The sequence below is a fragment of the Streptococcus sp. 27098_8_73 genome (genome assembly GCF_041432495.1).
GTDB lineage: Bacteria > Bacillota > Bacilli > Lactobacillales > Streptococcaceae > Streptococcus.
Genome location: NZ_JAPVZT010000011.1, coordinates 63,927 through 87,612, shown reverse-complemented (window position 1 = coordinate 87,612; position 23,686 = coordinate 63,927). Strand labels below are relative to the sequence as shown.

Annotated in this window: 15 protein-coding genes; all 15 read right to left on the bottom strand. The window is 40.3% G+C overall.

Annotation, left to right across the window (positions count from 1 at the left end; all coding sequences use genetic code 11):
• The coding region (locus O3651_RS08320) for a KxYKxGKxW signal peptide domain-containing protein (RefSeq protein WP_371610170.1) at nt 1–2,402 on the bottom strand (2,402 nt) is incomplete at its 3' end.
• Between the two features lie 431 nt (nt 2,403–2,833).
• Complete coding sequence (locus tag O3651_RS08315; protein WP_061911271.1) at nt 2,834–3,010, bottom strand: hypothetical protein; 177 nt, start codon at nt 3,008–3,010, stop codon at nt 2,834–2,836.
• Between the two features lie 68 nt (nt 3,011–3,078).
• Entirely contained in the window at nt 3,079–4,407 is a 1,329-nt protein-coding gene (gene gtfB / locus O3651_RS08310; RefSeq protein WP_005592401.1) for an accessory Sec system glycosylation chaperone GtfB, read from the bottom strand.
• Nucleotides 4,408–4,437: 30 nt separating this feature from the next.
• Entirely contained in the window at nt 4,438–5,967 is a 1,530-nt protein-coding gene (gtfA, locus tag O3651_RS08305) for an accessory Sec system glycosyltransferase GtfA (RefSeq protein WP_005592354.1), read from the bottom strand.
• A gap of 14 nt (nt 5,968–5,981) precedes the next feature.
• The gene (locus tag O3651_RS08300; RefSeq protein ID WP_005592329.1) at nt 5,982–6,830 is read right to left on the bottom strand and encodes a hypothetical protein; all 849 of its coding nucleotides are present in this window, start codon (nt 6,828–6,830) and stop codon (nt 5,982–5,984) included.
• Between the two features lie 267 nt (nt 6,831–7,097).
• Nucleotides 7,098–8,273: a family 1 glycosylhydrolase gene (locus O3651_RS08295; RefSeq protein ID WP_005590779.1), complete on the bottom strand. Its 1,176-nt coding sequence runs from the start codon at nt 8,271–8,273 to the stop codon at nt 7,098–7,100.
• Nucleotides 8,274–8,336: 63 nt separating this feature from the next.
• On the bottom strand, nt 8,337–11,219 hold the full coding sequence (locus O3651_RS08290) for a hypothetical protein (RefSeq protein WP_371610169.1): 2,883 nt from the start codon (nt 11,217–11,219) through the stop codon (nt 8,337–8,339).
• A gap of 69 nt (nt 11,220–11,288) precedes the next feature.
• Nucleotides 11,289–13,676 (bottom strand): accessory Sec system translocase SecA2, encoded by a 2,388-nt coding sequence (gene secA2, locus O3651_RS08285; RefSeq protein WP_005590781.1) that lies wholly within the window; start codon nt 13,674–13,676, stop codon nt 11,289–11,291.
• Entirely contained in the window at nt 13,666–14,700 is a 1,035-nt protein-coding gene (gene asp3, locus O3651_RS08280) for an accessory Sec system protein Asp3 (RefSeq protein WP_045499132.1), read from the bottom strand. The genes secA2 and asp3 overlap by 11 nt, the downstream gene beginning before the upstream one ends.
• Nucleotides 14,697–16,256, bottom strand: coding sequence for an accessory Sec system protein Asp2 (asp2, locus tag O3651_RS08275; RefSeq protein ID WP_005590783.1), 1,560 nt, complete (start codon nt 16,254–16,256; stop codon nt 14,697–14,699). The genes asp3 and asp2 overlap by 4 nt, the downstream gene beginning before the upstream one ends.
• A complete protein-coding gene (gene asp1, locus O3651_RS08270) occupies nt 16,243–17,844 on the bottom strand; it encodes an accessory Sec system protein Asp1 (protein WP_371610168.1) in 1,602 nt (533 codons plus the stop codon). The genes asp2 and asp1 overlap by 14 nt, the downstream gene beginning before the upstream one ends.
• Nucleotides 17,845–17,850: 6 nt before the next feature.
• Nucleotides 17,851–19,110 carry an accessory Sec system protein translocase subunit SecY2 gene (secY2, locus tag O3651_RS08265; protein ID WP_125446254.1) on the bottom strand — a complete coding sequence of 420 codons (1,260 nt, stop codon included), beginning with the start codon at nt 19,108–19,110 and terminating at the stop codon, nt 17,851–17,853.
• Nucleotides 19,111–19,277: 167 nt separating this feature from the next.
• A complete protein-coding gene (locus O3651_RS08260; RefSeq protein ID WP_125446253.1) occupies nt 19,278–20,501 on the bottom strand; it encodes a glycosyltransferase in 1,224 nt (407 codons plus the stop codon).
• A 348-nt stretch (nt 20,502–20,849) separates the two neighbouring features.
• A complete protein-coding gene (gene pflA, locus O3651_RS08255) occupies nt 20,850–21,647 on the bottom strand; it encodes a pyruvate formate-lyase-activating protein (RefSeq protein WP_005590787.1) in 798 nt (265 codons plus the stop codon).
• A 378-nt stretch (nt 21,648–22,025) separates the two neighbouring features.
• On the bottom strand, nt 22,026–23,651 hold the full coding sequence (treC, locus tag O3651_RS08250) for an alpha,alpha-phosphotrehalase (protein WP_125446252.1): 1,626 nt from the start codon (nt 23,649–23,651) through the stop codon (nt 22,026–22,028).
• Nucleotides 23,652–23,686 lie beyond the last annotated feature (35 nt).

Sequence of the window (23,686 nt, the reverse complement as noted above, 5' to 3'; positions counted from 1 at the left end):
GCACTTTGGCTTGCTGATACAGATGCTGAAGCTGATTGGCTTGAGCTTACAGAAGCCGAAGCTGAGCGACTTGCGCTAAGTGATGCACTCTGACTAGCACTCAAGCTTGCTGAGTGAGATTGACCGGCGCTAAGTGAAGCACTCGCTGAAGCACTTTGACTTGAACTTACTGAAGCTGAAGCACTTTGACTTGCAGATACAGAAGCTGAAACTGATTGGCTAAGGGATCCGCTTTCTTTAACATTTACTTGAATGTCCTTAAAGTTAAGCTGTCCCGCTTCGTCAGTGATCTTATATTTGAGTGTTACAGATCCTGTTCCAGTAGGCGTTCCAGAAATTTGGATAGATGGGATATAGCCAGTTTTACCAGCCCCTGGTTCATTGCTTTTAGTAGTAACTGTTAATCCAAGAGCTTCTAGTTCTTTCTTACCATGAATCAGTTCAACTGCTTGATCCGCAAGGTAAGAACTTTGCCAAGAACCAACAGACTTATCTCCTTTGTTATTACCATCATGAACATATAAAGTTTCATTAACTCGTTTACCGACTTCAATCTCAGGAACTAGTGGTTCAGGGGAAGGAATTAGTGAGTCTTTGCTCTTGTTGATAATTGACTCCTGCGCAGCCTCAGTTACAACTTCTTCTGGACGGCCTAGATAGGTAAAGAAATCAGCATCCTTACCTCCCGATCCATTAGTATGTCTGACGAGCATATTAGGATTTTCAGTTAAAACCGTCCCTGTAATAGTGAGTTTTGGAACATAGGTGAAATCAGCACGCCTTTCCACCCCTGGAACATACCTCAAACCACTATATTTGGTTGTACCACCATTACCAGTGTACAAAACCATAGAATTTTTAGCATCTTGCTCATATCTATACTGTTTATCATTATGGAAATATAAAGTTTCATTAACTCTATCGCCTACTTTATATTTTGCAAGAGGAGCCAATGCTTCTTTTTTCCCCTCAGCATCATACGTTACAGCAGGTCCCTTAAACTGAGTAGTAGTAAGGTTCATGAATATGCTGGTTTGAGGAAAGCTACGTCCATCAAAGGTCACATCCAGATTGACACTACTATTAAATGCTTTTGGATTATCACTCTTGAAAGTTACATATGGAATATAACGTCCAGGAGCCACTTCCACACGACCTGTTTCCGAGGTAATATTATATTTCTCTTGTGCTTCTTGCCAGTTTCGAGTCTCTAGAGTTGTTCTTGCAGAAAGTCCTGCAAACTCACTATCCTTATATGAACCGTAAGGATATTCGTCCGCATCAAATTGAGACTTATGCATGTAATATGTTACCGAGAAAGGAACACCTGCTCGTCCCAGAAAGACCCGTTGTCTATTTAAACGACCACTTGTTTCTGGAGAGTTGATGCTATATGGATCGGTATTTAGAAAGAAAGGTTCTTTTGATCCAGTATCGATCGGATTTGCTCTAAATCCAGAATACCCTGTCTTTGGTGCAGTCGCTACAGTATTGTCAACCTTTTGGTTTTTCTCAGCTTGCTTGGTTGTATCCTTACCTTGGGCTTGGTTCTTATCTGCTACAACACCAGCTGCGATGTTGTTGCTTGTTGTTGCTGCTTGGCTTGTGCTAAGAGCTGCACTTGCCAAACTTTGGTTAGCACTACCTGATACAAGACTTGCCGCAGGGTTGACCTTAAGGTTGAGCGATGTAGAAGTTGAGACAGATGCTTGTACTTCTGATCCACTCGTTGCACTAGTGCTCTCAACTAGTGAAGTTGAAGCTTGAACGCTCGCTGACGCTGATGGTGTAGAGCTTACTGATGCAGATGCTTTTGCACTTGCTGAGACTGATGTAGGAGCTGATGCTGATTGACTTGCTGAGGCAGATTGACTGACTGAAACTGACTGACTTGCTGAGGCAGATTGACTGACTGAAACTGACTGACTCGCACTCGCTTGATCCTCAACAGATTGACTGACTGATACAGAAGCTGTTGCAGATGCTTGTTCTGCTTGAGCTTTCTTTACTTCTGCTTGCGCTTGAGCGATGATTGAGTTGGCACTTGTTTCAGTTGTTTCAGCCGCTTTCGGTTCAGCTGCGATGACTGTTTTATCCTTTTCTGTATACTCAGATGTTTCATCCGCATAAACAGTTTGCTCTTGAGTCATCACAAATCCTGCAGCCCCCGCGGCCAGGATTCCCCCTATACCCGCTAGCGTGTTAAAACTAAGGTGTGCGTGATCAAGTTCTTCAGTGTCTGACAGGGTACTAGAGACAACTTCGCCCATCCCACCGATACGGAAGAGATCCAATTGAGAGTTCGAGGCTTTTACCCAGTTTTTGCCCGACTTGTAAAGCTTATAACGCTTTTTCTCATCTACGATCTCGAAATCTTTGTTAAATTTTTTACTTCGAAACATTCGATTCCTTTCTTTTATCCAATTGCGACCCTTTGTTAATCTCATGACCATTAACAAAGTGTAGATTGCGCTGCCTCCCAAAACCAGAGTTAATAAAAGTTGCAGTCAGTTTCAGTTTTTATCCCTTTGACTCAGAAAAAGCAGATTCCATCTGGGATATACCAGCCGTTTTTATCCAGTATATACCACTCATCATTTTACCAAAACGGATTCCCCTTTTCAAGTAATTATATGTGAAATAACAAATGAAAATAGCTAATTTTTTCAGAAAATCCGCTTTTAAGTTTCAAATTGTTGAAAGCGTTTTATTATCTTTCGAACCCCCTACTCCCCCTTTCACACTAGTTCAATTAGATAGAGGCAAAAAAACCTTGACGATTTGCTCGTCAAGGTTCATCTTTTCCAGAGACCTCCTCCATCCAGAAAAAATCCTAGAAAAAGTGTCCCAACTGCATGATGATTGTGACCAAGAGGGTGATCAGAAAAAGAACGCCACCTAGAACTGCAATCATACTAAATTCTTGCTTCTCCCTTTTTAGGGGTTTCTTTCGATTATCTAGCTGTTCTCGTATATGTTCTTGTAAAATGCCATTATCCTTGTTAGACATCTGCTCCTCCTTTTCTGTTGATAGAAAGGAATTTGCTTTCATCGAAAGCAAGCCCTTGTCTTCTTAGCTTATAAAATTGCCTTGTAGGCTTCCAGATCAGCCTGATTCGCCACCTGTTTTTGCTTAGCAAGAGCAGCCTCCATTTCAGACGGAAGAGAGAGGACTCCCTGAATCTTACCCACCATGCCTGAGACATTTTCTGGCGCATAAATGTGATCATCCGCAATATATCGACGGCTATGACAAGTGTTTGTAAAACTGAGAATCAGCATGTTATTCTCAAAAGCTGTGCGACAAGCATTAAGGATTTCATCGCTGATATTGATATCCAGATACAAGTCACATCTCTCAAAAAGCTCTGCAACCTTGGCCGGACGAATATTTGGATAAAGCGAAACATTCGGATAACGATTGAGCCCCATCAAATGGCCAGACATTTCTGTGATGGCTCCAATATGGAAATGTACATTTGGTAGCTGAGTCAAGAGCTGCTCTATTTGCTCAAGCTGATCACTATTGGTCAAAATCAAGGCTTCTGGATTCATATTATTAAGACGCTGGTAATCATAAATATAACCAATATTGTGGAAATAGACTTTTTCTTCTGGTGTTGCCAAGCTTTGAATTTTCTCATATACCTGCCTGTCCTGAACGGCGATGCGGATATTGCGATGAGGCATTTTCATAGCTACTTTCATATTTCCAGGTAAGGCTTCTCCGATAGGCTCCTGCCAGAAAAGAACATCTTCTGCACGACCATTTTTAGGACGAAGAGCGTAGGCCACCAAGAAGGGGGTTGCTAGAGAATTATAAATAATACGATCTGTATCATATCCACGATATTGCAGATAAAAGACGACAAATTCTTGTTTGGATTTAAAGATGTGACGCTTTCCTTCAAGTGTCAAGATGATATCACCAGTCAGATGATTTTCCATAATCACCACGACATCATTCTGGTCAAAATAGCGAGTATGGGTCGGACGTTGTGTCTGATCGTAGGTTATTTGTGCGAAAAGGCGTCCTTTGCGATTGTAGATATCTGCTGCTCGAACCTGCCCCTCTGTATCCAGCCATTCGACAGCCCGAACACGTCTTTCATGCGTTGGTTGGCGATAGAAAATATTGGCACGCTTCTTGCCCATATCCAAGATTTCCCCATTTACATTGCTGGAGCGAATCTCCCATAGGTGCGGTTTGGGGACAAGATTAAAATAAATTGGACGGCCTTCTGGTGTATCCAAATCTCCCGTAAAATAACTGTAAGGAGACTCGACATCTGGTGAAAGATAGCCATCGTCTTGCACAACAACAACAGGACAATCAAGTCCTGTTGCTTTTAATGAACGTAATAAATCAAAACTTGCTTGATCATAGCGGTCAAACAAACAAATCATAGTGGTTATGCCTTTCTTTCTGAATCCTACTTAGTTGGTCTGAGCCGATCGAACTAGGTCAGACCAGCGCTGGGCAATATGCTCATCAAGGTAAGGCTCAGCTACCTCATAGGATACACGGGACAAATCTTCTTGAGAGTGTTGAGTTAATAGCTGAACAATCTTTTCCGCATACTCTGTCGTCATGGCATCTAGATCATCTGGACGAGCCTTGGGAATCAGGTAGCCATTTTCTCCATCGCGGATAAAGGTCGGATTGCCATAACGAACATCAAAGCCAATGATAGGCAGGCCAGAACCTACTGCTTCCAACAGAGTCAGACCAAAACCTTCACTTGTCGATGCTGCTAGATAAGCAGAATAATTCTTGTAAATATCCGCCATATGATGATGCCCCATCAGTCGAATATAATCTTCTGCTTGCAGATCCGCAATCAGCTTCCGCAACATAGCTTCCTCACCACCGGTGCCATAGATATCAAAGGTGATTTCCGGTAATTGCTCATGCGCCTTCACTACAGAGTGAATTAGCCAATCGATATGCTTTTCACTGGCCAAACGAGAAGCTGTCATCAAACCAAAAGGTTTCCGCTGACCTTCTGGTCGGCGCAGCTGATCCAAGCTACCCACAGGAATAGTTAAAATATTCTTCGGCTTGATGTCGGTATATTGAGCAAACTGCTCTTTCAGAAGCTCCGTTTGAGCATCCGTCGAGTTGATGATATAGTCCACTTCTTCAGCATGTTCAAACTGATACTCATAATAGTTATTCCACAAAATATAGTCTTTCTCAGCAGGATTTTCACTAAAGTGGTCTGCATGAACGATAACAGCTAGTTTGGCAGCCCCCTTATTGGCGAAGATTGGCTGGCCAATATCTGTCTCTCGGTCTAGAATCAGTAAATCCTTATCTGTCAACTTCAAACTTCTCATGAAATGAGCAACAAACTCCTGCTTGGAGTAGAAGACCTGATCTGGAAAACGATAAACTTGCGTTTCTTGCTTACCGTCTACCTCATCGATAATCTCTTCGTAAGCCACACTACCGTCTTCATTGAGCCAAGTCCGTTGATAGAGACGAGCCCGACCATCTACAGGACTATAATACTCAATAAAGTTTTTAGTATAAGTATAATATTCTTTCTGAATGAGACAGCCACGCGAAACAATCTCTGCCCGCTCAATCAGTTCATTATCCATATCGCATGAGTAGCACGTTACGAAATCATTATCTCCAAACAGGATCCGAAAGGTTTTATTCTCAGGATTACGAACGATTTCTATAGGTTCTCTATCAAAACTAGCTAAAACATGTGCCAGAGTGTAGGTCGTTGGAGCAATCTTAACATCTGTAAAATACTGATAGAGCCAAATGACCTCAGAGTCTTCAAAGCCGATATTCTTCGTCAAATGTTCAATATTATCGGCTGAAATAAAATCCATAAAGATGAATTTTGCCTCTAAGCCCACACTGCGAAGCAATTTTGCACGATAAATTTGTGCGTACTCAACCCCGCTGCTTGCCCAACCAATTCCTAGGTTGATGTTATAAATTGTCATAAACCATGTTCCTCTTACAAAAGATTATCTTTTTTAATTCTTGAAAGGCGTTTGATGATTTTTCCTTTCTTCTTTTTCCCTTTTTCTTTATCTTCGTCTTTAGACTTTTTGACAGGAGAAGTGAAGTAAGTAACGGGAACAGAGCTATCTGTACCTGTCTTAGCAAATGTTTGCTCAATATTCACAACTTCTTTTTGTGGAGCAGAGATTTCTACTGGGACTTCTTCCTCACCAAAAATATCTGATTCGTTTACTTCTTCTTCGTGCGCTTCAAGAGAAGCTTCATCGAATAGACTTTCAGCTTCAACTTGCTCATTTGGAGCCTCGTCTTCTTCCAAAGGTGTATCAAACAAACGCGTAGCTTCATCTTCCTCTAAAGGAGTATCAAATATGCTTGCAAATTCGTCGTCTTCCGAAGCTTCCTCGATTAGACTTGCGATGTCAATTTGACCCTCTAAAGTTTCTTCGTCTAGAATCTGACCAATTTGACTAAGAAGCTCCTTGATTTTTTCCTTTTGCGCCTTATAGAGTTGTTCCGTTTCAAGACGTTTTTTCGTCAATTCATCGATCTCTTCAAGGATAGACGATCTTACTTGTAAGAAGTCTTTCTGAGCTTTCTCTAGAACCTCTTGAGCCTCTTTTTCTGCCTTTTCATGTGCTTCAATAATCAGCGATTTAGCATAAACAACGGCTTCACCGATTTCTCTTTCTTGGTTCTTTAAAGCATCAATTTTTTTACGTAAAGATTCAATTTTCTCATTCTTTTTACGAATTTCACTATCAAATCCTTCTTCTAACGATTCAATGTATTCTTCAACTTCCTTGGCACGATAGTTACCAAATAGGGTCTTTTTAAGTCTCATTCTGCTCCCTCTATTCTTCATTTATTCTAATTATATACTATCTTATCAATTGTAGCATAAAATGACGCTTATTACCATTGTTTTATAAGTCTCCGAGCAAAAAAATCAGGATACTACAAGAGCAAATAAAATTCTATCCACCTGCTAGTTCCATGGTTCTCTTAGTTTTGTAACCTTATTCTTTTATAAACAAAAATACCTGAATAGATGACATATAATCCATTCAGGTATTTTCTTAAAAGGTAACTAGTTGTAGACGCATCTACTTTAGAAATTGAGATCTACCCAGCTGAGAGGTGTATAGCCAAGAAGCTCAACGCCATCATATTCTACTGTTTTAACGATCTCTTGAATATTCGTTTTTAGCTCTTCTATTGATCGGCTATCTGACTCGTCTAATACTAGATCATCTTCCACAATAAATAGTGGCTTTTGATAGCGGTCATAAAGATTATTCATAGCTAGGCGAAGACCTACAGGATCAATTGGATTCTTATTGGTGTTATTATAGCCATATTTATTGATAAAGACTTCTTGAGAATTACTAGATGCATGGTAACTAAAGCTAACAAAATCAACCTTTCCGACTCGTAAGTCAAAGAAGTCATCATTTTCAATATCCAAAGCAATCTGCTCACGCTCTAATCGGCGCAAGAAATGGTTTGGATAAGAACCACGAACTTGTACATCTGTAAAGACATAGTTTTCACGGTTCTTAACTTCTGCTTCCATCGCATCAATCGCACTATCTAGATTCTGACTATAGTTACGACTGACTACCAACATGCCACCAAATTGAAATTCTGGGTTGATTGATTTTCCAAGCTTAACAGCACGTGCCGAAGCGACCAATTGATAGTGAGCCGCCTGCCAGATTCGTTGGTTTCGATTTTCTCCATCTTCAAAAGACAGACCGCCACCAAGATATGGTAAATGGTGTAAAATATTAAATTCATTAAAGGTAATCCAATATCTTACCTTGTCTTTAAAATGTCTGAAAACAGCTTCTGTATAATGCTCATAAAGTTCAAGCATCTTGCGGCTCTTCCACGCACCGTATTTTTCATACAGATGAAGAGGAAGATCGAAATGACTTAAAGTTACAATCGGTTCAATGTCCTTTTGCAACACTTGATCAATGATAGCTTCATAATATTTCAAACCTTCTTCACTTGGCTGCGCTTCTTCTCCAGTTGGGAAAATGCGTGCCCAAGAGATAGAAATTCTATAAACATTGAAGCCCATCGATTGAATCATATTCAAATCACTAACATAATTCGGTTGACTCGCTAAAGTAAATTGCCCCAGAAGATCATAGGCACCTATTGGTACTTTTTTGTAGTTGATTTCCCCTGTCAGTACTCCTATACGTGGTTCACTAATTGGTAATACATCCGTCGTTCCCAAACCTTTATTGCTGTTGGGCATCGTATTTCTAATCATAATGACTCCTTTTGATTTTGTGAATATATGTGGATACTATTGTATCCTCTAGTATCTTTAAAATTATCGCTGGTCTTTCTTATTTTGAGTGATTGAAGCCAATCCAGATAATGTACTAGCGACATTTTTTAAGTCAGGAGAAATTGGCTGTAAACCTGGTCTTACCATCTGATATGCCTCTTGATCTGTCACGCTCAAGTTTGGAGTTGTAGAGACTTGAACAGACAGGCTTTCTTGAGATAGTGCAACTGCCTCTGAAAGTTCCTGAGATGCAAGGTTCATACTATCAAGCGATTCTTGTTGATAGGAAAGACGCATTGACTCTGTTCGAGACAAGCTAAGTGACAGAGATTCTGAGACTTGTAAACTATGTGATACTGACTTAGACTCTGAAACACTCTGTCTGTAAGAAAGCAACTCTGAGACTGAAATACTATAAAACTCAGATAAGGAAACTCTCACAATACTTTGACTGATTTGCTCTGATTCACTCAGGGAAATCGACTCACTCAAACTAAAGGAAGTTGAGATGCTGACACTATGACTAAGAGATTCGGAAAGACTGATAGAGGTTGAGGTGCTCTGACTAGCCGACTCTGAAACTGAAATTAACTTGCTCTCATATGCAGATTGGGCAACAGAAGCACTAACTGAGAGTGAAGAACTGATCCAATTGTACTCTGAAATTGATTGACTCAAACTTAAAGAAGTTGAAAGACTCGCACTCTCACTTAATGACTCAGAGATACTGAGGCTCTGGCTAAGGCTTTCGGACTCACTCAAACTAAAGGAGCTTAAAACACTCAGGCTTTGACTCAAGGATTCTGAAACACTGAGGCTCTGACTAAGGCTTTCAGACTCACTTAAGGAAACTGATTCACTTAAACTAAAGGCAGTTGAAAGGCTTGCACTCTGACTGAGAGATTCTGAAACACTCAGAGAGAGTGAAGCACTCTGACTAATAGAGTCGGAAAGCGATGTTAACTTGCTTTCCAATTCAGATTGGGCAACAGAAGCACTAATTGAGAGTGACGAACTGAGCCAAGTATACTCGGAAAGTGATTCGCTCAAACTAAATGAAGTCGAAATGCTTGCACTCTGACTCAAGGATTCTGACACACTAAGGCTCTGACTTTCTTGTTCAGATTGACTGACTGAAATTGACTCACTGAGACTCAAAGAGTGTGAAGCGCTGACACTTTGGCTCAAGGATTCTGAAAGGCTGAGACTCTGACTAAGACTTTCAGATTCACTCAAAGAAGCGGACTCACTCAAACTGAAGGAGCTTGATGCACTGAGACTTTCGGATTCACTCAAGGAAATTGACTCACTCAAGCTGAAAGAAGTGAAGACGCTCACACTCTGACTGAGAGATTCTGAGACACTAATAGACTCGGAAATTGATGTCAATTGGCTTTCCAATTCGGATTGAGCAAGAGAGGCACTAACCGATAATGAAGAACTTAACCAAGTATACTCGGCAATGGACTCACTCAGGGAAATTGACTCGCTCAAAAAGATTGACTCGCTGAGACTGAGAGATTCTGCTGTCCACTCACTCAAAGATTCTGAAAGAGAAAGGGACTGGATATGGCTAAGTGATTCTGATAGCTGCTGACTCTCCTTGGCTGATTCAGACTCGAAAAGAAGTTGAGAAAATGCTTCACTCAAGGATAGAGACTGACTGATACTCAAAGATTCAGATGCCGAAAGGCTAAGTGAAGTAAACTCAGACTGAGCCAACCATTCAGAAGTAGAGAGGCTCAGGCTAGTGCTAAGAGAAATCAAGAAAGTATCTGGCTTATTCTCGTTTACTGAAGGTGAATCAGCTTCCTCCTCATAAACTGAATCTGAAAGACTCATAGAAGTCTCTTCTAAGGCACTAAGAGACTCAGATTCTGAAAGGCTCAGACTAGCACTAATGGATTCTGACAGAGAAGCTGACTGACTATCCGCTACCGAAGTTGAAACGAATTCGCTAAGAAGGATAGAAGCCGACTCGGAAAGACTCTCGCTTGCACTGATAGAAGCGGATAACCATTCACTCTCATAAAGTGAATCTGATTCTGATATGCTGAGAGATTCAGATTCAAAGATACTCCAGGATTCAGACTCAGAAAGACTCTCACTGGCACTGATAGAAGCGGATAGCCATTCACTCTCATAAAGTGAATCTGACTCTGATATGCTGAGAGATTCAGATTCAAAGATACTCCAGTACTCAGACTCGGAAAGACTCTCACTTGCACTGATAGAAGCGGATAGCCATTCACTCTCATAAAGTGAATCTGATTCTGATATGCTGAGGGACTCAGAGTCGAAGATACTCCAGTATTCAGACTCAGAAAGGCTCTCACTTGCACTGATAGAAGCGGATAGCCATTCACTCTCATAAAGTGAATCTGATTCTGATATGCTGAGAGATTCAGATTCAAAGATACTCCAGTATTCAGACTCAGAAAGACTCTCGCTTGCACTGATAGAAGCGGATAACCACTCACTCTCATAAAGTGAATCTGACTCTGAGATACTGTGAGAAGAAGAGTCTAAAGAATAAGTCTCTAATGAATCATTCTCCCACAGCGAATCTTGAAGAGGACTCTCGCTTGCTGAAACAGAGTCACTATCGAAATGTTCAGCAGACAAACTCATTGAAGTCGAAACGCTCATTGATAAACTTTGGCTGACATTTTTTATCAGATCATCTACTACCAAGCTATTATTGGCTTGAAAATCCTCAAAGTCTTCCATAATAGAAATTGGCTCTGTCTGTGGTTTTAATTCTTCATTAATACCTAACACAACCTGATTCTGCTCTTGGGGTTTTCGGCTAATCGGTTTTAAGATGGCTGCATCCGGATCATAATAATTATCATCCTCCGTCACCAATCGTTTAAACTTCGATATAACGCGCTTAAACCCTTTTGCTTTATTATTCTTACCCATAAATATACATTTTCTCCCGAATGCAGTTATATCCTTATTATAAAGTCTATGGCACAATCTGTCAAAACTTTAGCCAAAGAAAACCTCTAATTTCCCTGTAGGCTGAACATCGACATAACTAAGCGCCATATTTTTTATAATTTTAAGATTCATGTCTGCATTCATTCTCTTATATGACTCAAAAGCCTCTTTATGAAACTCATATACAGGATTCTTTTGCGCATAACCTTGACTAACCACTAAAGTTTGAAATTGTTGGAGATAGTCAACTTGCTCCACCCAGCAATCATCCACTGCTCTTAACACTGCGATGCGCTGAAGCTGCCCAAACAGTTCTGAATCCTCAATTCTATCGCGTTTTCGCTGATATTCTTCAATGAAAAGCTTAGATAGGAACTTCTTAACTTGACGAATGTTTGTCACATCTAAATCTCTTGGAATGCCTTGACAATAGTAGCTAATATTATCCAAAACAAATCGATACAAATCGGCCTGCTCTTTAAATGGATGCTTCTTCATATAGGCGTCCATAGCATCTGATAAAACAGATAAAAAATATTCTAGTTTAAAGTCAGGACGAGCAATAATGTCATTACGCTTGTTATAAATGATTTGCCGTTGAATTCGGATACTTTCGTCATACTGCTCCGTTGATCGTCTTGAAGCAGCTGCCGCATTATCGCTGTTTCTCTGAGCTTCTGTCACCTCATATTTAATACGAACAGATTTTAGATGAACCTTCTGTTTTTCCTCTGGCTTGGCGACTTCTTTCTGATAAAAATCATTGATCCACTTACTGCCAGTCTTTGTAATAATATCATCTTCAAGTGAAACAAAGAATTTACTTAGTCCAGGTGCGCCTTGACGGCCTGCACGACCACGAAGCTGCAAGTCCACTCGTTCACTGGACATTCTCTCTGTTCCAATAACCGCCAGTCCGCCTAATTTAGCAACACCTTCTTCTAGGATAATATCCGTTCCACGACCAGCCATAGAAGTTGCGACGGTTACCGCAGAACGCCGGCCAGCCTGTGCAATCATCTCTGCTTCTTTTGCTGCATTGTAGGCATTTAGCACGTTATGAGCAATTCCTTCCTGCAGCAGGAGCATGGAGTAAATTTCTGACATTCTTACCGATCCTGTCGCAATCAGAACTGGCTGCCCTTTTTTATGTAGTTTTTTAATATAATCCAAAGAAGCATAAAGTTTTTGAGGGATAGTTAGATAGATCTCATCTGGATAATCAATCCGTTGATTGGGCTTTCTAGTTGGTACAACGACCACTCCCAAGTCATACACCTCACGAAATTCATCTTCACAGACCTTCCCTGTACCCGTCATCCCCGCCAATTTAGGAAACATCTTGAACAAATTTTGATAGGTAATAGAGGCCATAGAACGTGTTTCTAAGGAAATCTTCACGCGTTCTCTCGCTTCCAAGGCTTGGTGCAAACCAGATTGGAGTTTATTCCCTTCTAAAACTCGCCCTGTTGCCTCATCCATCAGCTTAACTTCGCCATTTTCTACAGTATACTGACGATCTTTTTCAAATAAATGATTGGCCCTTAAGGCCAAATTAATTTGGCGGATCAGTTGGTAGTTATTTGGATCGTAGGCATTTTGTACACGGAAGTATACTTCTGCTTCCTTAACACCTTTTCTCGTCAACCAGACTGAAGTCCGAGTCGAATCTAGCTTAAAATCTTCCTCTTCTTTCAAGGTCTTAACAAATTCATCGCAGGAAAGAAACAGATTAGACTGGACCCGAGGAGAACCTGATATAATCAGAGGCATCTGAGCACTATCCAAGAGAGCTGCATCAACCTCATCCACTAAACAGAAATAGAACCTAGGCAAGAATTTCTTTGCTTGAGAGGTCGCTAAATTTTCTTCAAGGTAATCAAATCCCAGCGCACTATGTGTTGTATACACAATATCACTTTGATAAATCCGCTGCTTTTGCGCAACCTTCAATCTTTTAGCTGGATTTTCTGAAACACCAATCCCAACTGTCATTCCTAAGTAATGAAAAACAGGAGCCATTTGTTTAGCATCGCGTATCGCCAAATATTCATTGGCCGTAACCAAGATGGTGCTGTTTCCAGTTAAAGCATTTAAGTACAAGGGCAGAATTGCTGTTAGTGTTTTTCCCTCTCCCGTCCTCATCTCGGCAATCTGATTGTCTTGCATGACTAAGGCACCTAGGATTTGTACATCGTAAGGGTAGAGCCCCAAGACGCGCTTAGCCGCTTCACGAATGGTGGCATAGGCTTCTGGTAAAATTTCCTGCAGCCTTTCTCCCTTAGAAAGACGGCTTTTAAACCATTGAGTTTTAGCCTGCAATTCTTCATCTGACATGGCTGCATAATCGTCAGAAAGCTGATTAATCTTTTCTAAGATTTTTTTATAACGCCTTAGTTTAAAGGAATTAGCTAAATGTAATTTTTTAGGCTTCATTCTTTCTCATCCACTCTTCCGTTTTCTCCAAGTCTATTTTTTGAAGCAAAAAGGACTGATCCAACAAATAATCAATTTTGGTTAGTACCCGTGGCCTATTTTTCAGATGGGCATACTCTTTTACTCTAGCTGAATTGAAGCGTTCCAGTAGCAAATCTCTAAATAAAGGATAATTTACCCTATTTTGATAGCGAACAAGAACATGCTGATAATCCAATTCTGGCATGAAATCATCAGTCACTAAAGCATAGGCATTTTCAAATTGCTGTGAGTAAAGCAAGGCTGCGATATTTGAAATCGGCCCATAGCCAGCAAAAGCGACCTTTTCAAAAGAATATTCTCGAGACAGCTTTTCAATTGTTCCAAGTAAGATTTCGAAGAACTCTTTTTCCATATACAAAAGAGCGTCTTTATAGGAAGAATTGACTACCAACAAATTTGGAAAATGCTCCCGAACAATTTCTGGAATGTAACCCGTCCGATTAAAATCAGGCTCCGTAAAGCAAACGTAAATCGTCTCTTGATTGACGTCCTTATGCAACAATTTCGAAATCCAATAGCGATCGACAGTATAATCTGCCACACCTTCTTCAGCAATATAGATGCTTTCAAACAAGAAACGATGGCAACCTGAACTCACTAATTGAATTTTATAATGATGGGTATTGTTAGGAACACGAACGCTCATTGTCTCACCCTGCTTAATGATTTGATTAAAAATCTCCTCATCACGTGCATTCATAAATTCAATCTTCAAGTAGGTCGAATTTTCAGGAAGAGTCTCCAGATGGCTGCCAAAGATATATTTTTCTCCTCGCTTCAATTCAGGAAGCTGACTTGTATTTCGTAAAGCCTGATAGTTTGCCTGCGAATGCCATTCATGAATGACTGTACCAGACGGCATGAACTGATTCTCATATAAGACATGCCCATCTGCTAGCAGCTTCACAGACGATCCATATAGATACTGTGATACACTTTGCATATCCCAATAAGCAAAATAGATTTCTTCCTTGTATATCACGAATCAAACTTCCTTTCAAAACTATTCACTAATAAAGTTTTATATTGATTAAAGAACCATTCGACAATTCCTTGCGTATCATCATTGTGTCGTCCAGTTAATCCTTTACTAATGACATTAACGCGATAAGCTCGCTTTCCTAGCTCTTCTAGCATATCAGGGTAGGCCGTACCATCGTAGTCATCATGATACATATAAGACACAATAAATTTCGTCCTTGAAAAATTAGCTTCTTTGAACGATGTCCAGAAGTGCTCATTAAGTTGAGCTGTTCCTTCCTCTGATAATTCTCCTGTTGTACGAAGCACCAAATCTAAAGAAGTAGGAAAACCTCCAGGACGAATCGTGGATTCATTCTCTGCAATATCGCCTAAATTTACTAAGGGCTTACCGACAATCACTGCATGAGGCTCTAACTTGGAGGCATAATACAGGGCTCCAAAGGTCCCCATTGATAGTCCGGATAAGGTCAACTGATCCCTTGTAAAGCCTAATTCATCTAAACAGTGATGAATAACCTGAACAAGCTTTTGCTCTAGCTCTTCTGAGCCGAGATAGAAAGCACCACCCTCAGAACGTGGATCTCCAATCAGCAAGAATGGGGCTCCCAAATTGTTCATCATCCAGTATCCCTCAAATCCTTCAGCTGGACGATAACCAGAAAAATAAATATTGAGAGGTGGCTTCAAATCACCAGGATGGAAGTAGTAAATCAATTCCTCCCGATTTTTATCCACAACACGATTTCCACCGATCAATAAATCCCCATAACCCAAATGAGACTGGCGATGGTGGAATGGTCCAATTTTCACAATTCCTTGACCTTTTACTTGAACACTGACGCTTAGGTAATAAGAATCGCTGGTATCCAAAACGAGAGGCTTATCAAAAGATTCTTCATCATAAATCCATTCTTGCATGGGAGAATTGCCAACTGGATAACCCTTGATGACATAACGAATTGCGCAATCTTCAGAATTTCTGAACTCTGGCCATAAATCCAAAGGGGCGTCTGCACTCAGAAAGATATTGTACTGATAGGTTGCTACAGTTTGGTAATCCTCACCATATTGGCCACACAGACGGAGATAGTTAGTTCCTTCATAGTTAATCTGACCTGAAAAGGAGGGATTGACGGCTAGATGATTGACACTGAGCTTAGTACCACTTTGCTTGGAAGAAAAGCCTCTTGAAAATAGATACAGCATCTGAGCTGGATCTTCAAAAGTAGACTGAACGGCCCTTTTGCGTAAAAGGAATCTCTCCAAGGTTTTTGTAGTGATCTGACAGCGCTCATGATAAAACAAGCGATAAACCTGAATTAAGCTGTCCAATACTGTAATGTACTCAAAATGCTCAACAGTATCGACCAATACAACATCATAGGGCTTAGCAGCCTTTGGTTTCTTTCCATCCTTTTTTAAAATACCAATATCTTCGGGCAAGAGAGACATGATATCTTCTGGTTTAACAAATGTCCATGCGATATTACTAGGAATCTCATATTGGTGCTGCCAATTCTCATTGGCAATCTGTAGGACACTAATTCTGTTCATTTAGCTTTAATTCCTTTATCGTATTTTTCCACATTTCGACAATTTCTCCCCTTGTATACAGCTCAATCCTCTTAACCGAATGCACCAAAGACTGATTCCAGTGTTCCAAATCTGTGAGGTAATACAAGAGTGCCTCTCTCAGGTTAGAAATATCATTCATGATCCAACCATTTTCGCCATGCTTCACATAGGAAGAATTATACAAATTCACTTGAGGAATCCCTCCACTGATACCCGCAATTTGAGTTCGTATATCTGCCGGGCTTCCCAAATCCAAGATGACCCGAACATACTTCAGAGCCTTCGCCAAATCGGTATCACTATGAATCACCACAGTATCAATTCGCTCTCTGAGGCTATCATCATCTTCTAAGCGTGGATCACCAATCTTAGCGGCCTTATCTTTGTCAACAAGGAGCAATTTTTCTGCATACTTTGTTGATGATAAAGATTCCTCAAGAAACTGTCGAATAGAAGCTTCTCGACCAAAATCCTGACTCTGCGTCCCAACCAATAAGTCAATCCACTCATGTTGCAACATCATATCAAACAAGGAAGTAAAAACATATTGAAGATGATGTTCTGGTAAAGTATCGAAATTGACATAGATGATCAACTCTTTTTTCCGCTGACTATGCCCAAGATTCAACTGTGTATCATAAGGTGGAATTTCATAATAAGCAGGAAGTTGCTCTTCTTCTACTTCCCCCACTTGTTCTGCAATCTTCACGATTTTATCCAAGCTATCTACCACAAAAAATGGGGTATCTTTTAAATCAGCCAAGAGCTGTTCTGTATTCGTAATCGGATAACGATTGCCAAAGAAGGACAGAACAACAAGATGATCCTTCTTAATCTGTTGGAAAAAATGATTATGCTGCACATCTGCTGAAACAATAATCGAATCATCCTTGGTTAAAACAGAAGCCAAATGCTGCTCTAGCTTTTCTTTAACAAGCTCTTCAATATTCTGATAGACATCCTTAGCAAATGTGCCCTGTGCCTCAGGATTGATAATGACCTGCTGGTTATCAGCTGTCAAAAATTCTCTGAATTGCCATATTCCTTGTGCATTCAGATAGTCCTGATAATAAGGCTGATTATGCTCAAAATAGATAATACTGGAGACAAAGCCACGGTCATCAAAAACAAGCTGATAATCTATCTGATTATTTTCAAAATAGGTAATATCAAAAATATTACCTATTTGTGAAAAATTAATCTGAGCATGAGGTAGGTGATCGACGTGAACATCTATAATAAAAGGAGTATAAAAGATTTCTGCTCCTTGCGGCCATTTCAAATCATCCAAACAAATTTTTCGTGCAGGCACATCTGTCAGACCTTGTATGCTATCAAATAGATTCCACATTTCATCTGATGAAAGTCTTTGTTGATAAAAGAAAGTCCGAATATGAGGTGAATAATTCAAAATCAAGACAGAATTGGCTTCTCCTGATTGTTGAAACATCCGCAATAAATTTACGGCATCGTCAAACATCATATTTTTCGGTTGCAGATAGAAAGGTAGGGCAGTAGAATACCATTTTCGATCTTGTTTATACCAAGAAGGTACAAAGTAAAACATATCCCTCTATTCTCCTTTTACTTCTAGTTCTTTATGATAATAAGTCCCGATTCTTAAGATTCGTATTTCTTCACGCAAGGGCAAGAGCATGCTGATCAAAATGACTAGTGTGCTTGGCAAGGTCAAAAAGAAACTTGGCAAAGGCAAGAAGAAATTAATAAAATAGGGCAGGCCGACATACAAGATGAGATAAATAGCTCCTATATTTGATTGCAAAGAAATATAGTGTTTTAACACTTTTAAGGTTTCTTTCCCAGGCTGAATATAGTCAAAATATTCTCCCTGACGCTGCAAGCGCTTGGCAGTCTCTTCCGGTTCTAAATTGATATAGGCAAACAAAATACCCAACAAGTAAATCGCAACTAGATAAACAAGGAGACCCAAGGGCTTTGTAAAGTCAAACAAATTCCCAAATTTTAGTGAAAGTCCTTTCCCCGTCCAGTCTAGTAATAATTGGAATAACATCAAGACACTTGTTGCATACATAATGGGCATTCCACCAGAAGGAATGAACTTAATTGGCAAATAAGATTTATCATTGTAACGACTGCTTAACATGATCCGATTAAGAGGCAGACGTATCTCGGCTTTCTCACATACGACAGCAACAAAGGTCAAGAGAAGATAGGCTAATAGAGCCACAACTAACATCATTCCTCCTCGGACAGAAGACAAGGATTTCCCAAGCAAGACTATTAATTGGTCAGCAAACTGGAGTAAAATCCCTGAAATGATAATAATGGTTGACCCTCCCACTCCTTTACGAGTATTAAGACTTGACAACCAAATAATGATAAAACTACCTGTCACAACTGTAAGTAAAACTGCTAGATTATAGAGCCAATCATCCACGAGAAGTAGAAAGCGACCATTTCCTCTATAAGCCGTGTACATAATGGCCAGTCCCTGCACAATCGCAAAGAACAAGGTTAAGATTTTTTGAAAGAAATCCGTTTTTTTAAGGGACCAAGATTGTATATTCCAGCTTTTCTTTAGATTCATGACTTGCCATACAATCATCGTCGTAATCCAAGGTCCTAAACCCAAAGAAAATACTGAAATCTGAGAAACATCAATTCCTGCCAGCAAATACAAAGCGGCCAAGGGATTGTCTTCCTTTATCCGAAAAGCTTCCATACTGCCATTGTAGCCTGGAAGCAAGATATGTCTTCCTAATATATAAATAGCAATAATGAACAGTGTAAAGAAGATTCTCTTTCTAAAAATATTCTGATGCTTCTTTTTCTTAAGACCAAAGTGCTCCATTTATTATCCTTTATTTGTATTTTGGACTTGCCCAGAGTCCTCTTTTCATACATAAACTTGTCTTTTAAGCCAAAGACTTAAGAAAGCAAGCCCATTCCATAGAATTATAGATAAGGAATCAACTTGCTTTCTCTATTTTGATTACAAAATGTGGGGCAGTTCGTCATTTAATTAAAATCTGATCGAATTTTTTCCACCATTTCCTGATAATTCTCATGTGAGAATACTCGCTCTGAAACCCCTTCTGTTTGTACATTATCAAAGGCATAAACAGGCTTACCAGACTCTTGAAACTCTCTAATTACAGTATCGAATTTCTGATCGTGATTGATATCAAGATAAATGTCGCTGCTCGCAAGTAAATCTCTCAAAGGATATGGCAAAATTGCAGGGTGCAAACGAACATTTTCATAAGCCATCAGTTTGAGTAACTTATCAGACATCTGTGTATAGGCAGCAATATGAAATAGACAGTTTGGTAATGCATTCACCAAATCTTCAATTCCCTCTAACCTATCTGAGTTTGTCAAGGTTACACAGTGGAGAGCAAAGCCTTCATCCCTCTGTTTAATAGCCTTCTCGACATCAAATTCATCTGTCTCAATAATTGTGGACCAATCGAGAGAATTGTAAAACCACCATACTTCACGCAGACGCATGTTGGAAACAGTGTTCCATGGTTTTTGACCAGAAATATAATGCAAAACAGCAGGTAGTGGAGAAAGTGGAATTTCGAAAATCCAGTCATGCTTATCTAGCGCAGCTCCCATGTCAAAACCGATTTGAAAATTGTAAGTATCTTCCAAATCAAGTTTTTTGCCCTCAAACATCAAATTCAAGATAGACTGATCACCTTCAGTAAAATTAGCTAATTCTCTATCTGTCAACTCGACCAATTGCTGAGCCATGTTTTCTTCACGCCAACGCTTATTATTAATGAGCATCATTCCAGAATTAAAGCCAAAGCCTACTCCATATGTCGCGCGAATCGTTGCTACATAATAATCCTCCAGATCTATCTCAAAAAGATGGTCCAGATTTCGTGTCACAACAATATCACAATCTAAATATAAAACTTTATCTGCTGCAACATAATTCGGTATAAAATAGCGCCCATAAGCCATGTAGTTAATGTGAGCGTAAGTTCCAGCTTCCCATTTTGATTTCACCTGATCATCAATCTGATCATTGAATAATTTCACATCGTTCAACTGACTGCCAGCTGCTTCTACCTTCCGACGCGTATAGTAAAACCATTCTTGAGGAATATCCTGATTAAAAACATAAATATCTAGATTTTTATGATGACAGCAAAGAGATTTTATGGTCGTCTCGATCTGTCTAATATACCCATAATCTCCCGAAACCACAATGGCTTTTTTCTTTTCCAAAACACTACTCCTTCTACGCTTATTCTATTCTCTTAAAAAATCGCTATTAGGCCTTATTATACCATAAATTCCGCCTTTATTCAAACACCTTCTTGAAAGCTAGACCTAACTTTTCTAGCCTTAAAATAGAGGTGAAAGCTAATCAGGCAAAAAGAAGAAAGCTTGCTATAAGCTCTTCTAATATATCCATCCTTTTAAAATCAGACAGCCACTACCTGCAACGTACTTAAATGTGTGCTTTCATGCTATCAAATCTTATAAAATTAGGCCATACCGGAGGATTAGCAGGTATTTTATTAAGAAAAATGGACTGGTTTCTCTCCAGTCCACTTACCCTACTTACATCACTTAGTTATTATGCACCCGATTCATGTATTCGGTGTAGGATTCTGTTTGCATCAGTTCCTTGGCATTCTTGACCCGGTCAGCAGTCGGTGGCTTCACACCTTCCAGTGAATAAGGAATGCCCAGCTCCCGCCACTTGAATTCTCCCATAGTATGGTAAGGAAGGATTTCAAACTTATCAACGTTCTTGAGTGTTTTGACAAACTTACCTAACTCAATCAAGTCCTCATCACGGTCCGTTAAGCCTGGCACCAGAACGTGACGAATCCACACTGGCTTTCCAATATCTGAGAGATATTTTGCACAGGCCAAGATGTTTTTATTGGTCTGGGTAGTCACGATTCTATGCTGCGCCTCATTAATTTCCTTGATATCCAGCAAGACCAAATCCGTCACCGCCATCAGTTTATTAAACTTTTCTAGATAACGAGGCGTATTTCTAAAAGGCAGAGCACAAGTATCCAGCGTACAGTGAATCCCCAGCTCTTTGGCCTTGGTAAAGAAGGCAATCAAAAAGTCGATTTGCAGAAGGGCTTCTCCCCCGCTGACGGTAATGCCACCTTTATTGCCCCAGAAACCTTTGTAACGAAGGGCTTCTTGTAGGATATCATCCACAGTCCGCAGCTGAGACTTGTTAGTCTCCATCTCCCAAGTATCTGGATTGTGGCAATATTGACAACGCATATGACATCCTTGCAAAAAGACGATGAAGCGGATACCTGGTCCATCCACTGCTCCAAAACTCTCCGTAGAGTGCACCATTCCTGTTACTTTCCCATAATCAATCGCTTCTTCAACCATAATAATCCTCTTGTACCTGAAAACGTTTTACTATAACTACATTATACCACGATTCGAGTGAAAATAGATAGATTCTGCCTATTTTTTAGAAAATAAACTGTTTTTCAGTTTCATTTTCATTGTGTTACAACAGATAGAGTTTTTCAGTTTTTCTTGAAATTGCTTTTCTCCGTTTCCAGCTTTCTCCATAAAAAAAGCCGCCCTAGAGGGCGACCTTTTCGGAGATTGTTATGAAAAAAAGTGCGGAACTATAGCTATAACAGCTGCTCATCTGTTAAACTAAAGGATTCCTTCTATCAAATAAAGTTAAGAGGTCTTCATTTGATGCTTTTAGTATACTGCACCATACTTAAAAGAAGCTTAAGCTGGTTTTAATCATTATTTCACTAGAATAGCTAACGTTTCATAGGGTTTCAAGGTCATAGTCGCGGCTACTGCTGGCTCCTCGTAATTCGAAATCAGCACCTGGCCATTTTGATAGTCTGGTAGGATATCCACGGTAATTGGGTCAGCATAGAAGTTGTTAAAGACTAAAAGTTTTTGTCCTTGCCACTCCCGCTCAAAGGCATAGACCTGAGGACTGTCCTCATAGGCTGGCTGATAGCTGCCCTCTGCGATGATCGGCAGTTCCTTACGCAGGGCAATCAATTTCTGATAAAAGGTAAAGATCGGACCCTTGATTTCATTTTCCACATTGATGAGAGGATAGGATTTGCCCGCCTTCAGCCATGGAGTTCCTGTTGTAAAACCTGCATTGACTGAATCATCCCACTGCATAGGCGTTCGAGAATTATCACGAGATTTAGCCTTGATGATCCTGAAGGCTGCTTCTGGCGATTGACCTTCAGCAAGTAAGCTCTGGTAAGCATTGAGAGACTCGACATCCACATAATCTTCCATGGAGTCGTAGTCAGGATCCACCATGCCAATCTCCTCACCCATGTAGATATAAGGCGTCCCACGCGACAGATGAATACTGGCTGCAAGCATAGTCGCTCCTTCATTGCGGAAATTTTCTACATCAACAAAGCGGTTGAGAGCTCGCGGCTGATCATGGTTGTTCCAAAAGAGAGCTGACCAACCGTCGTGATTGCTCATTTCCTTGCCCCAAGTATGGAAGAGGCGTTTTAACTCTTCAAAGTCAAAGGCCTTAAGCGTCCACTTCTGTCCAGCTTCATAGTCCACCTTGAGATGATGGAAATTAAAAGCCATGGACAGCTCCTGCCGGTCTGGTGCGGTGTAAAGGATGCAATTTTCAATCGTCGTAGCACTCATTTCACCAACCGTCATAACGGATTCGTCTTGCCCAAAAGTTGCTTCGTTCATCATACGCAGATAGTCATGCACGATTGGCTTATCAGTATAGGCTGGCTTGCCATCCTGCTCTGGACAGTCCGCCAGAACCTCATCTTTTCCGATAACATTGATGACATCAAAGCGGAAGCCCTTGACTCCTTTGTCTCGCCAAAAATTCACCACTTTAAAGAGCTCTTGACGAACATTGGTGTTGCGCCAATTGAGGTCAGCTTGAGTGACGTCATAAAGATGCAGATAATATTTGCCCGTATCGCCAAATGGCGCCCAGGCACTGCCGCCAAATTTGGACAGCCAATCCGTCGGCTCATCTCGCAGGATAAAGAAGTCCCGATAGTAGGAATCCCCAGCCAGTGCCTTTTGGAACCACTCATGTTCAATCGAGCAGTGATTGAGAACCATGTCCAGCATGAAGTCAATACCATGCTGCTGACCAACCTTGACCATCTCTTCAAAATCTGCCATATCTCCAAAGATAGGGTCTACCGCAGTATAGTCAGAAATATCATACCCATTGTCCCGCTGCGGACTCGGATAGAAAGGATTGAGCCAGATCATGTCCACTCCCAGCTCTTTCAAGTAAGGAAGTTTTTCAATAATCCCGCGAAAATCTCCCAAACCATTGCCAGTCGTGTCTTTAAAAGACTTTGGATAAATTTGGTAGATAACCTTTGTTTTATCAAGTGTCATATTTTCTCCTTTTTTGATAAAAGGGAGGGGCTCAG